This is a genomic window from Pseudomonas asiatica (assembly GCF_040214835.1).
GTDB lineage: Bacteria > Pseudomonadota > Gammaproteobacteria > Pseudomonadales > Pseudomonadaceae > Aquipseudomonas > Aquipseudomonas putida_Z.
Genome location: NZ_CP157874.1, coordinates 4,389,545 through 4,410,034, shown reverse-complemented (window position 1 = coordinate 4,410,034; position 20,490 = coordinate 4,389,545). Strand labels below are relative to the sequence as shown.

Here is a 20,490-nt window from a genome sequence, read left to right as displayed (position 1 = left end):
CCTAGCCGCCGGTCATGTTCATGAAGCGCAGGATCTGCACGTCGCCACCGACTTCGAAATGATGGCGGTAGGGCTTGAGGTGCAGCGAGTCACGAATGGCCTTTTCCAGGCGTTCGGGGTTGCCGGGGTGGGCGCGCAGCACCTGCTTCAGGTCCACCGAGTGTTCATTGCCCAGGCACAGCAGCAGGCGGCCTTCGACGGTGAGGCGCACGCGGTTGCAGGTGGCGCAGAAGTTGTGGCTGTGTGGCGAAATGAAGCCGACCCGAGTGTTGGCGGCTTCGGCCAGGCGCCAGTAGCGGGCCGGGCCCTGGGACGACTCGGTCGATTCGACCAGGGTGAACTGCTCGGCCAGCAGCGCACGTACTTCATCGCTGGAGCAGAACGACTCGCCGCGTTCATGTTCGCTGATCACGCCCAAGGGCATTTCTTCGATGAAGGTGATGTCCAGCTCGCGGTCGATGGCAAAGCGCACCAGGTCGACCAGTTCATGATCGTTGCGGCCCTTGAGGACCACGCAGTTGAGCTTGGTGCGCTTGAAGCCGGCCTGGCGGGCGGCGTCGATGCCAGCGATGACCTGGTGCAGGTCGCCGGTGCGGGTCAGTTGCTTGAAGCGCTCGGCGTCCAGGCTGTCGAGGCTGATGTTCAGGCGCGTGACACCGGCGTCGAACAGCGGCTGGGCCAGGCGCCCGAGTTGCGAGCCGTTGCTGGTCAGGCACAATTCGCGCAGGCCGGGCAGGGCGGCGATGCGCCCGCACAGGTCGACGATGCCCTGGCGCACCAGCGGCTCGCCGCCGGTCAGGCGGATCTTGCGGGTGCCGAGGGCGACGAAGCGCTCGGCCACCTGGAACAGTTCCTCGAGGCTGAGGATTTGCTGGCGCGGCAGGAACTGCATGTCTTCGGCCATGCAGTACACGCAACGGAAGTCGCAGCGGTCGGTGACCGACATCCGCAGGTAGTCGATTTTCCGGTTGAAGCCGTCGATCAGGGCCCGGCTGTTCTGTTCCACGTTCGCGCTCGAATGGGTAGGGACTCGATTCAAGCTATAACTTGGGCGCAGGGCCGTCAAATTGCTTTGTCCGACCGATTGATCGATGGCCTCTATCATGGCTGCAGGCCACGTATTTCAAAGTGTTGACCGCGTCGCCCAATTCGCGGGTAAACCCGCTCCCACAGGTAAAGCGCAGGGCTCGAAACCTGTGGTGGCCCTGTGGGAGCGGGTTCACCCGCGAAGGCCCTGGCGCGGTTCCAACCCATGATCGATACCACCTATCACCCCGTAAGATCTTTCGATTGGACGGCTCTACCCCACGCTCCATAGGCTGAAAAAAAGCATCGAAGCGTGAGGATTCATCGCATGAGCCAGGACCAACACATCAGGGACTACAAGGGCGCCGCCGCCGGCTGGGGGGCGCTCAAGAGCGTGACCAAGAGCTGGCTGGGCAGCGAAAATGCCTTCAAGAACCTGCGGGCCATGCTCAAGACCAACCAGAACGGCGGCTTCGACTGCCCCGGCTGCGCCTGGGGCGAGTCGCCGGAAAACGACATGGTCAAGTTCTGCGAGAACGGCGCCAAGGCAGTCAACTGGGAAGCCACCGGCCGCTCGGTGGACCCGGCATTCTTCGCCAGGTACAGCGTCAGCGCCCTGGCCGAGCAGACCGACTACTGGCTGGAGTACCAGGGCCGCCTGACCCACCCGATGCGCTACGACGCGGCCACCGACCACTATGTGGAAACCAGCTGGGAAGAAGCCTTCGCGCTGGTTGCCCAACACTTGCGCGCACTCGAATCGCCCGACCAGGCCGAGTTCTACACCTCGGGCCGGGCCAGCAACGAGGCGGCGTTCCTCTACCAGCTGTTCGTCCGCGCCTACGGCACCAACAACTTCCCCGACTGCTCGAACATGTGCCATGAAGCCAGCGGCGTGGGCATGTCGGAAACCCTCGGCGTGGGCAAGGGCACCGTGGTGTTCCACGACCTGGAGCTGGCCGACGCCATCTTCGTCATCGGCCAGAACCCCGGCACCAACCACCCGCGCATGCTCGAGCCGCTGCGTGAAGCGGTGAAGCGTGGTGCCCAGGTGGTCTGCTTCAACCCGCTCAAGGAGCGCGGCCTGGAGCGCTTCCAGCACCCGCAGCACCCGTTCGAGATGCTCAGCAATGGCTCCGAACCAACCAACACGGCCTACTTCCGCCCGGCCCTGGGCGGCGACATGGCAGTGATGCGCGGCATTGCCAAGTACCTGCTGCAGTGGGAACGCGAAGCCCAGGCCAATGGTGAACCGGCGGTGTTCGACCATGCCTTCATCGCCGAGCACACCAGTGGCATCGACGCATACCTGGAAACCGTGGATGCCACGCCCTGGGCGCACATCGTCGAGCAATCGGGCCTGACCCAGGCCGAGATCGAACTGGCCGCGCGCATGTACCGCAAGGCCGAACGGGTGATCATGTGCTGGGCCATGGGCGTCACCCAGCACCGCCACTCGGTGCCGACCGTTCAGGAAATCGTCAACCTGCAGCTGCTGCGCGGCAACGTCGGCAAGCCCGGCGCCGGCCTGTCACCGGTGCGTGGCCACAGCAACGTGCAGGGCGACCGCACCATGGGCATCGACGAGAAGCCCGGGGCGGCGCTGCTCGATGCCATCGAAAAACGCTTCCAGTTCCGCGTGCCGCGTGCCCACGGGCACAACGCGGTGCTGGCGATCAAGGCCATGGAAGAGGGGCGGGCCAAGGTGTTCATCGGCCTGGGTGGCAACTTTGCCCAGGCCACGCCGGATACGCCGCGCACCCATGCGGCCATGCGCAATTGCGCGCTGACCGTGCAGATTTCCACCAAGCTCAACCGCTCGCACCTGGTCACCGGCCGCGATGCGTTGATCCTGCCGTGCCTGGGCCGTACCGAAATCGACATGCAGGCCAGCGGGCCGCAAGGCGTGACCGTGGAGGACACCTTCAGCATGGTGCACATCTCCCACGGCCAGCTGCGCCCGCGCTCGCCGCACCTGCGCTCGGAGCCGTGGATCATCGCCGGCATGGCCCAGGCGACCCTGGGCAAGCAGCCGATCGACTGGGAATACGCAGTTGCCGACTATGGCCGTATCCGCAGCATGATTGCCGATGTGATCCCCGGCTTTACCGATTTCAACGAGCGCCTGCAGCACCCGGGCGGCTTCCACCTGGGCAACAACGCCGCCGACCGTACCTGGCGCACGGCCACAGGCAAGGCGCGCTTCAGCCCGCACCAGCTGCCGGAGCAACTGGTGAATGCCAAGGTGCTGGCGCGCGGCGACAAGCCCGACCTGATCCTGCAGACCCTGCGCTCGCACGACCAGTACAACACCACCCTGTATGGCCTGGACGACCGTTATCGCGGGGTGTTCGGCCTGCGTGAAGTGGTGTTCGTCAACGAGGTGGACATCCGCCGGATGGGCTTCGAGCCGGGCGAGCATGTGGACCTGGTGTCGCTGTGGGAGGATGGCGTGGAGCGGCGGGTGTCGGGCTTCCGCCTGGTGGCGTATGACGTGCCCGAGGGGCAGGCGGCGGCCTATTACCCGGAGACCAACCCGTTGGTGCCGCTGGAAAGCTATGGCGAGGGGACCTATACCCCGACCTCGAAGTTCGTGGCGATCAAGGTCGAGAAAGCCAAGGCCGGGAACCGGATTGCGGCGGTGCTGGCCGCGGATTGATCGGTTGCCTGTGCTGGCCTCTTCGCGGGCAAGCCCGCGAAGAATCCAGCACCGATCAGGAACGATGCACCGGGTAAGCCGTGGTGTACTTCATCTGCTCCATGGCAAAACTGGAAGTGATGTTCGACAGCCCATCAGTACTGGTGATCAGCTTTTTGTAAAACCGGTCATACGCCGCAATATCCCCCACCACCACCCGCAGCATGTAATCCCAGTCCCCCGACATGCGGTAGAACTCCATCACTTCCTCGAACCCGGTCACGGTCGCGGCAAACTGCTCCAGCCAGGCGCTGTCGTGGCGCTGGGTCTTGAGCTGGACGAACACCGTCAGCCCCAACCCCAGCCGTTCCGGGTCGAGCAGGGCGACACGGCCGACAATGTAGCCGTCTTCCTCCAGGCGCTTGACCCGCTTCCAGCACGGCGTGGTAGACAGGTTTACGGCCTCGGCCAGGTCCTTGAGCGAGATCGAGGCGTCGCGCTGAAGCAGGGTGAGAATGTGCTGGTCGAAGCTGTCCATATCGCGCGTGGGCCGTGGAGAAAAATATTTCACAGATTACCCCAAGGCCAGAAGATTTGGGTTGTGCGATAGTTGCAGCTTTCACTCTGCCAATGGGCCTGACCATGTCCGACAAGCCGCGCAATTTCGCCACCCGTACCATTCACGCCGGTGAGCAGTTCAGCGTCGCCGATAACGCTATTTTCCCGGCGATCGTCACCGCCAGCTCGTTCACCAAACGCAGCCTGGACGACAAGCCGGAATACTCCTACAGCCGCGTCGGCAACCCCACCCGGCATGCCTATGAAACCTGTGTCGCCGCCCTGGAAGAGGGCGTTGGCGCGGTCGCCTGCGCCTCGGGTGTGAACGCCACCGCCACCGTGCTGGAGCTGCTGCCCAAGGATGCCCACGTGGTGGTGATGAACGGCGTGTACGGCGGCACCTTCCGCATCATGGAAGACTACCGCAGCCGCACCTCGGGCCTGACCACCACCTACGTCGACCTCAACGACCTCGAGGCGGTGGCCGCCGCCATCAAGCCGGAAACCCAGCTGATCTGGATCGAGTCGCCGACCAACCCGTTGCTGCACCTGGTCGACATCAAGGCGGTGTGCGACCTGGCCAAGTCGCGGGGCATCCTCACCTGCATCGACAACACCTTCTGCTCGCCGTGGAACCAGCGCCCGATCACCTTGGGCGTGGACCTGGTGATGCACTCGGCCAGCAAGTACATCGGCGGCCACTCCGACCTCACCGGTGGCGTGGTGGTAGCTGCCAATGATGCGCTGTTGGCGCGCCTGCGCCGCATCAGCATGGCGATTGGCGCGGTGCAGGGGCCGTTCGACTGCTACCTGGCCCTGCGCGGTCTGAAGACCCTGGATGTGCGCATGGAGCGCCAGTGTGCCAATGCCCTGCAGGTGGCTCGCTTCCTCGAAAGCCACGCGCAGATCGAGCAGGTGTATTACCCGGGGCTGGAGAGCCACCCACAGCATGAGCTGTGCAAACGGCAGATGCGCAGTGGCGGGGCGGTGGTGGCGATGAAGGTCAAGGGCGACCGCGCCGCGCTCAACCGCCTGGTGGAGGCGCTGCAGATCTTCGTGCTGGCCGACTCGCTGGGCGGGGTGGAAAGCATGATCAACCACTCCTGGAGCATGTCGCACTGCTCGCTGAGCCCGGAGCAGAAGGGCGTGATGGGGATCAGCGAGAACCTGCTGCGGTTGTCGGTGGGGATCGAGGATTACCGTGACCTGGTCGAGGACCTGGATGGGGCGTTGAAGGCTGCGGCTGCTGGCTCGTGATGATGCGGTTGTAGGAGCGGCCTTGTGTCGCGATGGGCTGCGCAGCAGCCCCAAAATCTATGTCTCTGTCGAGATTTTCGGGGCTGCTGCGCAGCCCATCGCGACACAAGGCCGCTCCTACAGGGGGCCGTGCAGGCCTGTGGTATCTATCTGGATTTGGGCGGATGAATGATCCGTTCGATCTTGTCCTTGATCTGCAAGCGCTCCTTGCGCAGGCGGTTGACGGTTTCGTCGTTGGTGCCGTTGCCTTCGGCAGCGACCACCTCTTTGTCTTTTGCGTTGTATTCCTTGTGCAGTGAGTGCAGCGTCTGGTCCTTGTCCATGAGCGCCTGGAATGCATCAGCGGTAACGTGCAGGTCAGCGAGCAGATCATGCGGAACTGGCATTTCTTCACCTCTGTCGGGGGGTTGGCGGATGGTTCTGACCTTTGAGGATAGTCGTCTTTGCGCAGGTAGGGGACTGGGGTAGGCTGTCGCATCTCCCCCGTGACCCGGAACCTGCGCCATGCCTCACCTGAACCTCGAATACAGCGACAACCTGCGTGAGCTGAATGTCGACGTCCTGCTGCTGCGCCTGAACCATGCCCTGGTCGGAAGTGGCCAGTTCGCCGACGAGGCCGATATCAAAAGCCGCGCCGAAGCCTTCAAGCACTATCGGGTGGGCACTGCGCCCGGCGAGCGTGCCTTTGCCCATGTGCGCCTGGCCATCCTCAGCGGGCGCTCGCCCGAGGTCAAGACGCAATTGTCCACCAGCCTGCTCGACGTGTTGCGTGACGCCATCCCCGAGCAACCCGGGCTTGATATCCAGCTGTGCGTGGAAGTGCTGGACATCGACCGCGAGCCGTATGCCAAGGCACGCCTGCCAGGCTGAACAAGCGCTGAATGAACTTCTTTTAATGTAGAAAAGGCGCCTGCTCACGAATTTGTTGGCGTCTTTTTCACAAAATATTGATGGCATGCTTTCTAGAGTTCAGCCAAGTTTCCCCGGTGCCGCGCAGGCCCTCGGGCTGATAATCACTCTTGATTGCGAACACTGATGCTCAACTTCAAATCCCTGCGGACTGAATGGGTCACGCTGCTGGCCAGCCTTTACCTGCTGATCGGCTTCAATGTCTTCCTCTGGCAGCATCTTGAACAAGTCGTGCCGCCCGGTTTTCCGGGGCTTTGGCTGAGCCTGGCGTTTGCCGTGCTGATGCTGTTCGCGTTCAACCTGATCCTCACGTTGTTCGCCTTCCGTTATATATTGAAGCCAATACTTGTCGTGTTGTTCATGAGCGGCGCGGGCGTGGCTTACTTCATGAGCCAGTACGGCGTACTTATTGACGCGGGCATGTTCCGCAATATCGCGGAAACCAACGTGGCGGAAGTGCGTGACCTGCTTTCGTTGAAGTTTGCCTTGTATATCCTGGGCCTCGGTGTAGTGCCTTCGGTGCTGTTGTGGAAGGCGCCGATCGCCTATCGCGCCTGGCACCGTGAACTGCTCGGCAAGCTGGTGGTTGGCGGTGCCTGCGTGGTGGCCCTGGGCTCGGTGGCACTGGTCAACTACCAGGGCCTGTCGTCGCTGTTTCGCAACCACCACGAACTGCGCCTGATGCTCACCCCCAGCAATATCGTGGGTGCCTCCATCGGTTATGTCAGCGAGCGCGTCGGTACCGCATCGCGGCCCTTCCAGCATTATGGCGAAGATGCCAAGCGTGATGCCGCCTGGCAAAAGCACGAACGCAAGTCGCTGACCGTGCTGGTGGTGGGCGAAAGTGCGCGGGCAGACCACTTCGGCGTGCTTGGCTACAACCGCGATACCACACCGAACCTTGCCAGGGAACAGGGCCTGCTGGCGTTCTCCGATGTGCACTCCTGCGGCACGGAAACCGCCGTTTCGGTGCCGTGCATGTTCTCTGGCATGAAGCGCAAGGACTACGATGCCCGCGTGGCGAAGAACCGCGAAGGGTTGCTGGACATCCTCCAGCGTACCGGCCTGGCGGTGCAGTGGCGTGACAACCAGTCGGGCTGCAAGGGCACCTGCGACCGCGTGCAGTTCATCGATGTCAGCAAACTCCAGGACCCGCAGTTGTGCGCTGATGGTGAATGCCATGACCAGATCCTGCTGCAGGGCCTGGGTGAGCTGATCGACAACCTCGACAAGGACACCGTGCTGGTGCTGCACCAGATGGGCAGCCACGGGCCTGAATACTTCAAGCGCTACCCCGGCGCCGACCAGCGCTTTGCCCCGGTGTGCCAGAGCAACGCGCTGGACCAGTGCAGCGAACAGGAAATCGTCAACGGCTACGACAACACCCTGGCCTATACCGACAAGGTACTGGCCTCGCTGATCGACACCCTGCGCAGCAAGCAGGACAAGGTCGACACGGCGATGATCTACCTGTCCGACCATGGCGAGTCGCTGGGTGAGTACAACCTGTTCCTGCACGGCACGCCTTACGCCATCGCCCCCGAGCAGCAGAAGCACGTGCCGCTGCTGACCTGGTTCTCCGACAGCTACAAGGAGGACTTCGGCGTCGACACCGACTGCCTGGCCAAGCTCAGCGATGCACCGCTGTCGCAGGACAACCTGTTCCACTCGATGCTCGGCCTGTTGCAGGTGCACACCGAGGTCTACCAGCAGTCGCTGGACATGTTCGCCAGCTGCCGGCCATGGCTGGCGGCCAAGCGCTGAGGCAAAGCGCATTCAAAAACCGCTAGCTTGCGCGGTCTTTGTGGGAGCGCGAAGCTTGCGGATTTTGCGCACGAGAGTTGCTGCTGCCTGCACACGCCAACAGCACCGCTGATCGATATCAAGGATGGCCCGGGTTTCACCAGCAGTGCCCGCGCCGTATATACTGCGCGCCAATGTTAGTGGGAGAGCCTCGTGGCCATCGAAATACACTGGATCCGTGACGACCAGAGCCTGGCCGAACACTGCCGCGACTGGCATCAGCTGCCCTTTGTCGCCGTCGACACCGAATTCATGCGGGTCGACACCTTCTACCCGAAAGCCGGGCTGATCCAGATCGGCGATGGCCAGCGTGCCTTCCTGATCGACCCGTTGCTGATCGGCAACTGGCAACCCCTGGCCGAACTGCTGGATGACAGCGGCGTGGTCAAGGTGCTGCACGCCTGCAGCGAAGACCTCGAAGTGCTGCTGCGCCTGACCGGCAAGCTGCCACAGCCGCTGTTCGACACCCAACTGGCCGCCGGCTACCTGAACCTGGGCTTCTCCATGGGCTATTCGCGCCTGGTGCAGGAAGTGCTGGGGATCGACCTGCCCAAGGGCGAAACCCGTTCCGACTGGCTGCAGCGCCCGCTCTCGGAAACCCAGGTCAGCTATGCCGCCGAGGATGCCGTGCACCTGGCCGAGCTGTTCACCGTGTTGCGCCCGCGCCTGAGTGACGACAAGTACGCCTGGGTGCTGGAGGACGGCGCCGAGCTGGTGGCCGCATTGCGCCGCGAAGTCGAGCCCGAAAGCCTGTACCGCGACGTCAAGCTGGCCTGGAAGCTGGCCCCCCAGCAACTGGCAGTGCTGCGTGAGCTGTGCGCCTGGCGCGAGCGTGAAGCGCGCAACCGCGACGTGCCGCGCAACCGCATTCTCAAGGAGCACTCGCTGTGGCCCATGGCCAAGAGCCAGCCGAACAACCTGTCGGCGCTGGCCAAGATCGACGAGATGCATCCGCGCACCATTCGTCAGGACGGTGAGTTCCTCATCCAGCTGATCAAGCGTGCCGCCAGCTTGCCAGCCGAGCAATGGCCACAGGCCTTGCCCGAGCCTTTGCCGATCGAGGCCAGCGGCATCCTCAAGCAGCTGCGTGCCATCGGCCAGGCCGAAGGTGAGCGCCTGGGCATTGCCCCCGAGCTGATGCTGCGCAAGAAAGCCCTGGAAGCGCTGCTCAAGAGCGGCTACCCCAATGGCCCCTATCAATTGCCCGATTCGCTGCGCGGCTGGCGCCGTGAGCGCATGGGCCAGGCCCTGCTGGACAGCCTGGCAGGCGCCGGAGAGACCCGATGAAACGCATTTGCTCTATCTACAAGAGCCCCCGCAAGAACGAAATGTACCTGTACGTGCTCAAGGCCGACGGCCTGGAGCGCGTGCCCGAAGGCCTGCTGCCGTTCTTCGGCACCCCCGTGCACGCCTTCGACCTGGTGCTTACCCCCGAGCGCAAGCTGGCCCGCGAGGATATCGCCAAGGTGCTGGAAAACCTCGACAACCAGGGTTACCACCTGCAGATGCCGCCGCCGGAAGACGACTACATCGAGCATCTGCCCGAAGAGTTGCTGCGCCGTAACGACCCTGCCTGATCATGCGAGTACTGATTGCTGAGCATGATCATGCTCGATACGCCGAGATTTTGCGCGCAGCCGCGCCAGAGCTGGAGATCCTGACCAGCGGCGACTCCGCCGAACTGGCCGGCCAGGCGCCACAGTGCCCGGTGTGGCTGGGCCAGCCGGACCTGCTGGCAAGCCTGCTGCGCCAGGGCCACAAGCCGGTCTGGATGCAGTCCACCTGGGCCGGTATCACCCCGCTGCTGGCCGAGGGCCTGCCGCGCGACTATCGCCTGACCCGCGCCGTGGGCATCTTTGGCCAGGTGATGGCTGAGTACATGCTCACCTACATGCTCGGCCATGAGCGCGAGGTGCTGTCGCGCCTGGTCAGCCAGGTCGAGCGGCGTTGGGACGACCGCCCGGGGCGTACCCTGGAAGGCCGCAAGGTGCTGATCGTCGGCACTGGCGACATTGGCCAGCGGGTGGCCGAGTTCCTGCAGGCGTTTGGCGTGGTGCTGTATGGCGTTGCCAGCAGCGCCCGCGAGCAGGCGCCGTTCGTCGAGGTCGCGGCGTTGGCCGACCTGCCGCGCATGGTTGGCCAGGTCGACTACGTGCTCAACCTGCTGCCGGATACCCCGGCCACCCACGACCTGTATGACGCGGCACTGTTCAAGTGCTTCCAGCCCACGGCGCTGTTCATCAATGCCGGGCGTGGGGCGGCGGTGGTCGACGCTGACCTGGTCGAGGCGCTGAAGGAAGGGCACCTGGCTGGGGCGGTGATCGATGTCTGCCGGCAGGAGCCGTTGCCCAGGCAACACCCGTTCTGGACGGCGTGGGGCTTGCTGCTGACCGGGCACAGCTCGGCGCCCACCTCGCCGGCGGCGATGGTGCGGTTGTTTGTCGAGAATGTGCGGGCGTATGTGGCGGGGCAGGGGTTGCGAGGTGAAGTGGACTTCGCCCGGGGCTATTGATTTTGTAGTGCCTGTGCTGGCCTTTTCGCGGGCTTGCCCGCTCCCACAGGTATTGCGCCGCCCTCGAAGGGTGTGTTGTACCTGTGGGAGCGGGCGAGCCCGCGAAGAGGCCGGTACAGCCAATGCAAGGCTTACAGGCTGAAATCACCCTCGGCAGCCAGCTCGCTCAGTGGCTTGCGCGGGCTCGGTACTTCCCGCGCCTGCAGGGCTTCGTCCAGGCTGGCCTTGTCACCCAGCTTGCCAATCGCCACCATGGCATGCAGCACGTAGCCTTCCGGAACCTTCAACTCCTGACGCGCCAGTTCCTGGTCGAAACCGGCCATGCCATGGGTGTGCCAGCCGCTGATGCTGGCTTGCAGGGCCAGGTGCCCCCAGGCGGAACCTGTGTCGAAGGTGTGCCACAGCGCCGGCTTTTCTTCAGTGGCGCCGGGTGCCGCGAAGGTGGTCTTGGAAATGACCAGCACCAGCGCCGAAGCCTGTTGCGCCCAGCTGCGGTTGAACGGCACCAGCAGGTTCAGGTAGCGCTCCCAGTTCGGCGTGTCGCGGCGGGCATACAGGAAGCGCCAAGGCTGCGAGTTGTACGCCGACGGTGCCCAGCGTGCGGCTTCGAGGAAGCTCAGCAGGGTCTCTTCGCTGATCGGCTCGGCGGTGAAGGCACGTGGCGACCAGCGGTTGATGAACTGCTCGTTGATGGCGTAATCGGCAATGCGGGGGGTGGCGCTCATGGCGGCTCCTGCAAAAGGACGGGAAACGCGCACGCTACTGCGTTGCGTCGCGACTGACAAGCGGTCTGGCTTTGCCGAAGGCCAGGCTCTAGACTGGCGCCGCCGCGCGCCGTGGCCCCACGATGAATGCAGGAAACCCGTGTCATGATCGCTGAAAACGCGCCGTTCTGGCGGCGCAAGACCCTCGAACAACTCAGCCCGCAAGAGTGGGAGTCGCTGTGCGACGGCTGCGGCCTGTGCTGCCTGCAAAAGCTCGAGGACGAGGACGACAACAGCGTCTATTACACGCGCATCGCCTGCAAACTGCTGGATCTGCACACCTGCCAGTGCAGCGATTACCCCAACCGCTTCGCCCAGGTACCTGACTGCATCCAGCTCACCCCGGGCAAGGCCGACCAGTTCAAGTGGCTGCCGAGCACCTGCGGCTACCGCCTGGTCAGTGAGGGCAAGGACCTGCCGGCCTGGCACCACCTGGTCTGCGGCGATCGCCAGCAGGTCCATGAACAGCGCATTTCCCAGTCGGGGCGCATGCTCAGTGAACACGATGTGCACGAAGACGACTGGGAAGACCACCTGATCTTCCGCGCCAGCTGACCGGCGCGGCCCGCTGCCACGGGGAAACAAGGAGTTTCTGTATGCGTTGCCAGCTGTTGTTGCTGTTTGGCCTGATGGCCAGTTCGCCGGCCTGGGCGAAAAAGGTCGACCTCGACTACCAGGTGCGCCTGTTGCCGGCCAGTGGCCAGGCGGAGGTCCGCCTCACCTTGGCCGAAGGCAGTGCCGTGCGCAGCCTGGACTTCGACCTGGGCAAGGCCGGGGCCTACAGCGGCTTCCAGGCTGATGGCCAATGGCAACTGCAGGGCCAGCGCGGCGTGTGGCAACCGGCGGCCGGCAAGACCAGCCTCAGCTACCGCGTGCAGCTGGACCAGAAACGCGGCAGCGGCGCCTATTCGTCGCGCATCACCCCGCATTGGGCGCTGTTCCTCGGCGACCAGCTGGTACCGCCTGCGCGCCTCGACCAGCAGGATGGCACCGAGCTGGTGGCGCGGCTGGCGTTCGACCTGCCCGAAGGCTGGAAGAGCATCGAGACTTCCTGGCCGCGCATCGGCAAGGACAAGTTCCGCATCGACAACGTTTCGCGCCTGTTCGACCGCCCTACCGGCTGGATGCTCGCCGGCGACCTGGGTAGCCGCCGCGCCCGCCTGGGCGAAACCGACGTCACCGTGGCCGCACCGGTGGGGCAGGGTATGCGGCGCATGGACAACCTGACCATGCTGACCTTTGTCTGGCCGCAATTGCAGGCGGTGTTCCCGCGCAACCCGCCGAAGCTGCTGTTGGTCGGTGCCCGCGACGGCATGTGGCGCGGGGCGATGGCCGCGCAGGGCTCGTTGTACCTGCACAGTGCCCGGCCTATGGTCAGCGAGAACGGCAGCAGCCCGTTGCTGCGCGAAGTGGTGCAACTGTTTGCGCAGATCCATGGGCGTGACGGCAGTGACTGGCTGGTGGAAAGCCTGACCGACTACTACGCCAGCGAGTTGCTGCGCCGCTCGGGCGGGGTGAGTGACGACCGTTACCAGGCCTGGCAGGCGCGCCTGAGCAAGCAGGGCGCCAAGGTCACCCGGCTCAAGGGCGAGCATGCCACCCCGGCGCAGGTGGCGCGGGGGGTGATGTTGCTGCAGGCGCTGGACAAGGAAATCCGCATCCACACCCAGGCCAAACGCTCGCTGGACGATGTGGCGCGCGGGCTGATGCGCCTGCCCAGCGTCAGCACCGAAGACTTCATACAGATCAGCGAGAACGTGCTGGGGCGGCGCTCCGAGGTGTTGCAGAGCAAGGCGTTGCGCTGAGCACCTCTTTCGCCCGTACCGGCCTCTTCGCGGGTGAACCCGCTCCCACAGGTTTCTCGTTGCCCTGTAGGAGCAGCCTTGTGCTGCGAAGAGGCAATTACAGCCACAGACCCTCTTTGATCATACTGGCCCTTTCGAAGCACAAGGCTGCTCCTACAGGTAATGTACTGCCCTCAAGACGGTGCCGTCCCTGTGGGAGCGGGTTCACCCGCGAAGAGGCCGGCACAGGCAGTGCAAAACTCAACTGCCAGCCAACGGATCCTTCCCGGTCACCGTCACCCCCTGCGTCGCCGCGTCGGCACTGGCCCGCAACGCCTCCAGCTCCGCCGCACTGCGCTCGATGTCCGCACGCAGCCGCTGGTATTCCTGGCGATGCCGCTGCCACCAGGCCTTGGTCGAGCAATGCCCGCTGACACCGCGGGCCACCGCCAAACCTCCCACCACCATCTGCAGCAAGCCGACCAGGCCGCCATGGCGCATCCCCTTGCTGAACATCAGCGCCCCCCCGGCCAGCGAGCTGACCCGTTCCAGCCCATGAACATTGTGCTGCGACGATGCCGTCGCGGAATGGATATCGAGCATGGCAAGGCCTCCTCGTGAAGTGTAAGCAGCTGACCCGCTGGCCGCCGTCATCGTTCACTCGGTATGCCGAACGACATCCCCTGTCGCATAGAAGGCTCTGCCATGCGCCTTTCAAAGGAACCGATGTCACTTATGGTCAAGTCCGTGGCGGATCCAGTCAACTTGACCGCCCCCTCGCTGGCGTACCGTGACCGGGCGCGAAGCTCATCCACGCTGGGTTTCGATCCAGGAGCTTCACGTCCCCCCACAAAGAAAACAAAAGCAGGGATCAGGATGACAATGACAAGCGCGAGTGGCGCCAGCAATCAGCTGGCGCAAGGCTTCAAGCAACGCCATGTGACCATGCTCTCCATCGCCGGGGTGATCGGTGCCGGGTTGTTCATCGGCTCCGGGCACGCCATTGCGGCGGCCGGCCCTTCAGCCATCGTCGCCTATGCACTGGCCGGCGCGCTGGTGGTGCTGGTGATGCGCATGCTCGGGGAAATGGCCGTCGCCAGCCCCGATACCGGCTCGTTCTCCACCTACGCAGACCGCGCCATCGGCCGCTGGGCCGGCTTTACCATCGGCTGGCTGTACTGGTGGTTCTGGGTGCTGGTGATTCCCATCGAAGCCATTGCCGCCGGCGTGGTGCTCAACAACTGGTTCCCGCACATCGATGCCTGGTTCTTCGCCCTTAGCATGACCGTGCTGCTGACCGCCACCAACCTGTTCAGCGTGGCCAAGTACGGCGAGTTCGAGTTCTGGTTCGCCATGCTCAAGGTCATCGCCATCGTCGCCTTCATCGCCCTGGGCGCCGCAGCCCTGGCTGGCGTATTGCCGGGGCGTGAAGTCAGTGGCCTGCCACTTCTGCTGGAGCAGCAGGGCGGCTTCATGCCCAATGGCTGGACCGCGATCATCGGTGCCTTGCTGACCACCATGTTCAGCTACCTGGGCACCGAAGCGGTCACCATCGCCGCCTCCGAATCGAAAGACCCGGCGCGCAACATCGCCAAGGCCACCCGTTCGGTGATCTGGCGCATCAGCGTGTTCTACCTGCTGTCGATCTTCGTGATCATCTCGGTGGTGGCGTGGAACGACCCGCTGCTGCCGGTACAGGGTTCGTACCAGCGGGCGCTGGAAATCATGAACATTCCTTACGCCAAGCAACTGGTGGACATCGTGGTACTGGTGGCGGTGGCCAGCTGCCTGAACTCGTCGATCTACATTTCGTCGCGGATGCTCTACTCGCTGAGCAAGCGCGGTGATGCGCCAGGCTTCATCCAGCGCACCTCGAAGGTGGGCGTGCCACGTGCGGCGGTGATCGGCAGCACGCTGATCGGCATGCTGGCGACCATCGTCAACTACTTCGCCCCGGCCGAGGTGTTTGCCTTCCTGCTGGCCAGTTCCGGGTCGATCGCGTTGCTGGTGTACCTGGCGATTGCCTTCTCGCAACTGCGCATGCGCGCCATCCTGCAGCGGCAGAATGTCGAGATTGCCTTCCGCATGTGGCTGTACCCATGGCTGACCTATGCGGTGATCGGTTTCATCATCTTTGCCCTCGGCACCATGTTCGTCATGCCCAAGCACCGCATGGAGGTATCGCTGACCCTGGCGCTGGCCCTGGTGATCCTGGTGCTGGGGGTGATTACCAGCAAGCGGCATGCGCGGCGGGAGGCCTTGGCAACCGCGTGAAGAAATTTGTGTGAATGGAAGAGAGCCACCTGCCTGCAGGTGGCTTTTTTGTTTGTGCCGGCCCTTTCGCGGGTAAACCCGCTCCCACAGGGGTACCACTGTGCTCAAGTCCTGTGGTGATCCTGTGGGAGCGGGTTTACCCGCGAAAGGGCCGGCAAATTTTGCCCATTTGTCTGATATGGATAATTTTCTGCCCGGTTTGGCAATGCAGCCCCAAGGGGTGTTTAATCTCACCCTTGAACCCGCTGGACCCCCTGAAAACAAAGGCCCAGACAGATTTCACCGTTCATCGAAAATGCTGTAGACATATTGTCTAACAGTGCCCTATAGTCGTTATACAAATAGTAGACACAGCTCTATGACAACAAAGAAGGCCGCCATGAAAGCCACCGTCCAACCACTCAGTGCAGAAGTGCCGCAGGACCGCAAGGCCGTCCTCGCCGAAGCGCTGCGCCGCCGGATCCTCAGCATGGAACTGGCCCCGGGCGCGGTGGTGGACGAACTGGCCCTGTGCGACGAGTTCGGCCTGTCGCGCCCGCCAGTGCGTGAGCTGCTGCGCCAGATCGCCGCCGAAGGCTACATCGAACTGGAAGCCAACCGCGCGCCACGTGTCGCTGCCATGAACCACGAGTCGCTGCACAGCTTCTTCGTCGCCGCCCCGCTGATCTACATCGCCACCACCCAGCTGGCCGCCACCTATGCCAGCGCCGCCGAGATCGAAGTGCTCAAAGGTATCCAGGCCCTGTTCCGCCAGGCCATCGAAGAGCGCGACGTGGAAAACCGTGTGCTCTACAACGACGCCTTCCACCTGGAAATCGGCAAGATGGCGCACAACGACTACCTGCTGCCAAGCCTGCGTCGCCTGCTGATCGACCACACCCGGCTGGGCAAGATTTTCTACCGCCACCCGACCACCGATGACATGCAGCACGACCTCGAGATCGCCTGCGAGCAGCACGACCAGATGATCCAGGCCATCGAGCGCCGCGACCCGCAAGCTGCCGGCCAGCTGGTGCGCGAGCACTTCGAGCTGTCGCGCCGGCGCATGGCCGAGTACGCCGCGCCGCAAGGGCTGGATGTACCGATTCAGATATGAGTTACCAAGGTCAGGCAACTGGCGCTGACCACCCGTCGACAACAAGAACCAGGTTAGTGACATGACAAGAATTAGTTCGTTACCTGCCGATGATGCCACCTGTGGCTGGTATCACCTGAGCAAGCCCCGCACGCCAAGGCCGGCCCACAGTGGCCACAGTCAGGCGCGCTGGGTGGTGGTCGGCGCCGGTTTCACCGGCCTGGCTGCCGCACGGCAGCTGGCAACGAACTTCCCGGACGACGAGATCGTGCTGATCGAGGCCCAGGAGGTCGGCTTTGGCACCTCCGGGCGCAACGCCGGCTTTGCCATCGACCTGCCGCACGACATCGGCGCCGAGGACTACATCGGCGACATCGACATCGCCAAGACCGTCCTCAAGCTCAACCTGGGTGGCCAGTCCTACATCAAGGAGCTGATCGAGCGCTACGATATCGAGTGCCAGTTCCGCCACTGCGGCAAGTACCAGGCGGCCGTCGAAGACCGCGGCATCGCCGTGCTGGATGCCTACCGCCGCGGTCTGGACAAGCTCGGCCAGCCCTACGAAGTGATCGAAGGCCGCGACCTGCCCGAGCACATCGGCACGCATTTCTACCGCAAGGGCCTGTTCACCCCCGGCACCGCCTTGCTGCAGCCGTCGGCGCTGGTCAAAGGCCTGGCCGACAGCCTGCCGTCCAACGTTTCGCTGTATGAACGTACGCCCATCACCGAGGTCGACTACGGCGACAAGGTAGTGCTGCGTCATGCCAACGGTTCGATCACCGCCGACAAGCTGGTGCTCACCACCAACGCCTTCGGCATGAGCTTCGGCTTCCTCAAGGGCCGCATGCTGCCGGTGTTCACCTACGGCAGCATCACCCGCCCGCTGACCGAGGAAGAGCAGGCGCGCCTGGGCGGCAAACCCTACTGGGGCGTGATCCCGGCCGACCCGTTCGGCACCACCATGCGCCGCACCGTCGACAACCGCCTGCTGATCCGCAACAGCTTCAGCTACAACCCCGACGGGCGCAGCAACCGCAAATACCTGGACCGCTTCGTCCAGCGCCACCGCGAATCGTTCGCCCGGCGTTTCCCGATGCTGCCCGGAGTGAACTTCGAATACACCTGGGGCGGTGCACTGGCACTGTCGCGTAACCACATGGGGTTCTTTGGCAAGTTGGCGCCCAATGTTGTCGGCGCAATGTGCTGCAACGGCCTGGGTGTTACCCGTGGCACTGTCACCGGCAAGTTGCTGGCCGACTGGCTGGCCGGCGACAAGAACGAACTGATCGAGTTCTTGCTCAACGCTCCCGGGCCTTGTGCAAACCCGCCGCAGCCCCTGGTTTCCCTGGGCTTGAACGCCAACCTGATGTGGGGGCAGTTCCGCGCTGGCAAAGAAAGCTGACCGCTGACGGCGTTGCAACTTTGAACACTTGATGCCGGTGGCGATTTAGCCGGCACGGGCACCCTTTGCCCGAAATTGATGATCGGCCAACAGGCCGGTCACCCGGGGCTGAACGCTGTTTTCAGTTTCGCGGGCACGCTCGCCTTGAATTTGTGCATGTAACAGAAGTGGCAGGAACAACAATGACAAGTCCAAATGTTTCGATTGAAGATGTACCGATCAACAACTTTCACCAGTTGCTGACCCTGCGTTCCGGTGGCGGCTCGTTCGTCGATGGCTATGTATTGAGCATCATCGGCGTTGCCATGGTGCAGATGTCGGCAGGCCTCAACCTGACCAGTTTCTGGCAGGGCATGATCGCCGCTTCGGCGCTGATCGGCATTTTCTTCGGTGGCTTCTTCGGCGGCTGGTTGACCGACCGCTTCGGCCGCAAGCGCGTGTTCTTCGTTGGCCCGACCCTGTTCATCCTGGCCTCGATCGCGCAGTTCTGGGTGGAATCGGCGATGGTCCTGTTCCTGCTGCGCTTCGCCATCGGCATCGCGGTGGGCATCGAATACCCGGTGGCCACCTCGCTGCTGGTGGAGTTCCTGCCCAAGAAGAACCGTGGCCCACGCCTGGCCACCCTGACCGTGCTGTGGTTCGCCGGTGCCGCCTGCGCCTACATGGTCGGTGAAGCGATCCTGCGCCACGGTGGCGATGATGCCTGGCGCCTGGTGCTGGCCAGTGCCTCGGTGATCGGCGCGCTGCTGTTCGCGATCCGTATAGGCACCCCCGAATCGCCGCGCTGGCTGATCAGCAAAGGCCGTTCGGCCGAAGCCGAGCAGGTGATCAAGCGCGTCTACGGCAGAGATTTCTCGCTGAAGAACCTGCCGGAAGAGCCCAAGACCCGCAAGCTGTCGTTCTTCAGCCTGCTGCACTCCGGCTACGGCAAGCGCATGCTGTTCGTCACCATGTTCTGGACCTGCTCGGTGATCCCGGTGTTCGCCGTCTACGCCTTCGCTCCGAAAGTGTTGGGTGCACTGAACCTGAAAGGGGACTGGGCCGCCATCGGGTCGGTCGCCATCACCTGCCTGTTCGTGGTCGGTTGCATCATCGGCACCCGCCTGCTGAACACCATCGGCCGCCGCACCACGCTGCTGCACAGCTTCTTCTGGTCGGGGCTGGCGTTGCTGGGCCTGGGCGCTTTCAGCAACGGCAACGAGATGCTGATCCTCGCCCTGTTCGGCGCCTACGCCTTGTTTATCGGTGGCGCCCAGGTGTTGCAGCTGGTGTACCCCAACGAACTGTTCCCTACCGAAATCCGTGCCGGTGCCGTTGGCGTGGGCACCTCGATGTCGCGGGTCGGTGCTGCGGTCGGCACCTGGCTGGTGCCCATCGCCCTCGATAGCTATGGCATCGGCGCCACCATGTATGCCGCCGCCGCGGTGACCTTCGTCGGCCTGGCCTTCTCCGTTGCCCTGGCCCCGGAAACCCGCTCGCTCAACCTGCAACAAGCGGCTTCGCTGAGCTGAATTCATGACGACCCGCCGCAGCGTCGATCCGCTGCGGCCTTTACAACACTGAGCAACGCACTGGAGAACCTACCGTGAAATTCGAAGGCATCTACACCCCGGCAATCACTCCACTGGCTGCGGACGGCTCGATCAACAAGGCGGCGTTCGCCGAGGTCCTCGAATACCTGGTCGAGTCGAAAATCCACGGCGTCATCATTGGTGGCTCCACCGGCGAGTACTACGCCCACACCACCCAGGAGCGCATCGACCTGGCCGCCCAGGCCAAGGACGTGCTGGCCGGCCGCCTGCCACTGATCGTCGGCACCGGTGGCATCCGCACCGAAGACGCCGTGGCTTTCGCCCAGCACGCCAAGGAAATCAAGGCCGACGCACTGCTGGTGGGCACCCCGCCGTACGCACTGCCGACCCAGCAGGAAATCGCCCTGCACGTCAAAGCCGTCGACGCCGCCGCCGGCCTGCCGATCATGCTCTACAACTACCCGGGCCGCATGAGCGTGAGCATGGGCGAAGAGTTCTTCGACGCCGTGGCCGACGTGAAGAACATCGTCGCCATCAAGGAAAGCTCCGGTGACATGGGCCAGCTGCACCGCCTGGCCATCCAGCGCCCGAACATCCAGCTGTCGTGCGGCTGGGACGACCAGGCCCTGGAGTTCTTTGCCTGGGGTGCCAAGAGCTGGGTCTGCGCCGGTTCCAACTTCATCCCGCGCGAGCACGTGGCCTTGTACGAGGCCTGTGTGATCGAGAAGGACTTCGACAAAGGCCGCAAGATCATGGGCGCCATGATGCCGCTGATGGACTTCCTCGAAGGCGGCAAGTTCGTCCAGTCGATCAAGTACGGCTGCGCCCTCAACGGCCTGAGCACCGGTGGCGTACGCAAGCCGCTGTACGACCTGGATGCCGCCGAGAAGCAGGAACTGCAGCGCGTGGTCACTGAACTCAAGCGCAACATCGCACAGATCACCGGAGGTGCTTGA

At 63.7% G+C, this 20,490-nt stretch carries 19 protein-coding genes; 14 read left to right on the top strand and 5 right to left on the bottom strand.

Annotated elements, in window-relative coordinates; translation table 11 throughout:
• Position 1 precedes the first annotated feature (1 nt).
• Positions 2 to 1,006: a GTP 3',8-cyclase MoaA gene (moaA, locus tag ABNP31_RS19645; RefSeq protein ID WP_075046042.1), complete on the bottom strand. Its 1,005-nt coding sequence runs from the start codon at positions 1,004 to 1,006 to the stop codon at positions 2 to 4.
• 348 nt (positions 1,007 to 1,354) lie between these two features.
• Here moaA and ABNP31_RS19640 point away from each other — a divergent pair, with 348 nt between their 5' ends.
• Entirely contained in the window at positions 1,355 to 3,685 is a 2,331-nt protein-coding gene (locus ABNP31_RS19640) for an FdhF/YdeP family oxidoreductase (RefSeq protein ID WP_085665273.1), read from the top strand.
• 55 nt (positions 3,686 to 3,740) lie between these two features.
• On the opposite strand, the gene ABNP31_RS19635 is transcribed toward ABNP31_RS19640, so the two are convergent.
• Entirely contained in the window at positions 3,741 to 4,202 is a 462-nt protein-coding gene (locus tag ABNP31_RS19635; RefSeq protein WP_039613985.1) for an Lrp/AsnC family transcriptional regulator, read from the bottom strand.
• A 92-nt stretch (positions 4,203 to 4,294) separates the two neighbouring features.
• Between ABNP31_RS19635 and ABNP31_RS19630 the strand changes: the two genes are divergently transcribed.
• On the top strand, positions 4,295 to 5,479 hold the full coding sequence (locus tag ABNP31_RS19630; protein WP_085665274.1) for a trans-sulfuration enzyme family protein: 1,185 nt from the start codon (positions 4,295 to 4,297) through the stop codon (positions 5,477 to 5,479).
• A 146-nt stretch (positions 5,480 to 5,625) separates the two neighbouring features.
• Here the strand turns inward: ABNP31_RS19630 and ABNP31_RS19625 are convergent, their stop codons facing one another.
• Positions 5,626 to 5,865 (bottom strand): YdcH family protein, encoded by a 240-nt coding sequence (locus ABNP31_RS19625; protein ID WP_085665275.1) that lies wholly within the window; start codon positions 5,863 to 5,865, stop codon positions 5,626 to 5,628.
• Positions 5,866 to 5,983: 118 nt separating this feature from the next.
• Between ABNP31_RS19625 and ABNP31_RS19620 the strand changes: the two genes are divergently transcribed.
• The 5 genes from ABNP31_RS19620 to ABNP31_RS19600 all read left to right on the top strand — a co-directional run bounded on the left by ABNP31_RS19620 (position 5,984) and on the right by ABNP31_RS19600 (position 10,703).
• Entirely contained in the window at positions 5,984 to 6,349 is a 366-nt protein-coding gene (locus ABNP31_RS19620; protein WP_085665276.1) for a 5-carboxymethyl-2-hydroxymuconate Delta-isomerase, read from the top strand.
• Positions 6,350 to 6,514: 165 nt separating this feature from the next.
• Positions 6,515 to 8,152, top strand: coding sequence for a phosphoethanolamine transferase (locus tag ABNP31_RS19615; protein WP_350012682.1), 1,638 nt, complete (start codon positions 6,515 to 6,517; stop codon positions 8,150 to 8,152).
• Positions 8,153 to 8,344: 192 nt separating this feature from the next.
• Complete coding sequence (gene rnd / locus ABNP31_RS19610; protein ID WP_075046034.1) at positions 8,345 to 9,478, top strand: ribonuclease D; 1,134 nt, start codon at positions 8,345 to 8,347, stop codon at positions 9,476 to 9,478.
• Entirely contained in the window at positions 9,475 to 9,768 is a 294-nt protein-coding gene (locus tag ABNP31_RS19605; protein WP_015271354.1) for a YcgL domain-containing protein, read from the top strand. The genes rnd and ABNP31_RS19605 overlap by 4 nt, the downstream gene beginning before the upstream one ends.
• 2 nt (positions 9,769 to 9,770) lie before the next feature.
• Complete coding sequence (locus ABNP31_RS19600; protein ID WP_085665277.1) at positions 9,771 to 10,703, top strand: D-2-hydroxyacid dehydrogenase; 933 nt, start codon at positions 9,771 to 9,773, stop codon at positions 10,701 to 10,703.
• Between the two features lie 131 nt (positions 10,704 to 10,834).
• On the opposite strand, the gene ABNP31_RS19595 is transcribed toward ABNP31_RS19600, so the two are convergent.
• Complete coding sequence (locus tag ABNP31_RS19595; RefSeq protein ID WP_075046033.1) at positions 10,835 to 11,428, bottom strand: nitroreductase family protein; 594 nt, start codon at positions 11,426 to 11,428, stop codon at positions 10,835 to 10,837.
• 144 nt (positions 11,429 to 11,572) lie between these two features.
• Between ABNP31_RS19595 and ABNP31_RS19590 the strand changes: the two genes are divergently transcribed.
• Both ABNP31_RS19590 and ABNP31_RS19585 read left to right on the top strand, forming a co-directional pair.
• Positions 11,573 to 12,022 carry a YcgN family cysteine cluster protein gene (locus tag ABNP31_RS19590; protein WP_025340222.1) on the top strand — a complete coding sequence of 150 codons (450 nt, stop codon included), beginning with the start codon at positions 11,573 to 11,575 and terminating at the stop codon, positions 12,020 to 12,022.
• 41 nt (positions 12,023 to 12,063) lie between these two features.
• Complete coding sequence (locus ABNP31_RS19585; RefSeq protein ID WP_085618063.1) at positions 12,064 to 13,272, top strand: hypothetical protein; 1,209 nt, start codon at positions 12,064 to 12,066, stop codon at positions 13,270 to 13,272.
• A 240-nt stretch (positions 13,273 to 13,512) separates the two neighbouring features.
• On the opposite strand, the gene ABNP31_RS19580 is transcribed toward ABNP31_RS19585, so the two are convergent.
• On the bottom strand, positions 13,513 to 13,854 hold the full coding sequence (locus tag ABNP31_RS19580; RefSeq protein WP_075046031.1) for a DUF2892 domain-containing protein: 342 nt from the start codon (positions 13,852 to 13,854) through the stop codon (positions 13,513 to 13,515).
• A 273-nt stretch (positions 13,855 to 14,127) separates the two neighbouring features.
• Here ABNP31_RS19580 and gabP point away from each other — a divergent pair, with 273 nt between their 5' ends.
• The 5 genes from gabP to ABNP31_RS19555 all read left to right on the top strand — a co-directional run bounded on the left by gabP (position 14,128) and on the right by ABNP31_RS19555 (position 20,490).
• Positions 14,128 to 15,525, top strand: a complete 1,398-nt coding sequence (gene gabP, locus ABNP31_RS19575) for a GABA permease (RefSeq protein WP_025340219.1) — start codon at positions 14,128 to 14,130, stop codon at positions 15,523 to 15,525.
• 379 nt (positions 15,526 to 15,904) lie between these two features.
• Complete coding sequence (locus ABNP31_RS19570) at positions 15,905 to 16,621, top strand: GntR family transcriptional regulator (RefSeq protein WP_085665278.1); 717 nt, start codon at positions 15,905 to 15,907, stop codon at positions 16,619 to 16,621.
• 61 nt (positions 16,622 to 16,682) lie between these two features.
• A complete protein-coding gene (locus ABNP31_RS19565; protein ID WP_238066827.1) occupies positions 16,683 to 18,002 on the top strand; it encodes an NAD(P)/FAD-dependent oxidoreductase in 1,320 nt (439 codons plus the stop codon).
• Between the two features lie 182 nt (positions 18,003 to 18,184).
• Positions 18,185 to 19,513, top strand: a complete 1,329-nt coding sequence (locus tag ABNP31_RS19560; RefSeq protein ID WP_075046027.1) for an MFS transporter — start codon at positions 18,185 to 18,187, stop codon at positions 19,511 to 19,513.
• 74 nt (positions 19,514 to 19,587) lie between these two features.
• Positions 19,588 to 20,490 (top strand): dihydrodipicolinate synthase family protein, encoded by a 903-nt coding sequence (locus tag ABNP31_RS19555; RefSeq protein WP_085665280.1) that lies wholly within the window; start codon positions 19,588 to 19,590, stop codon positions 20,488 to 20,490.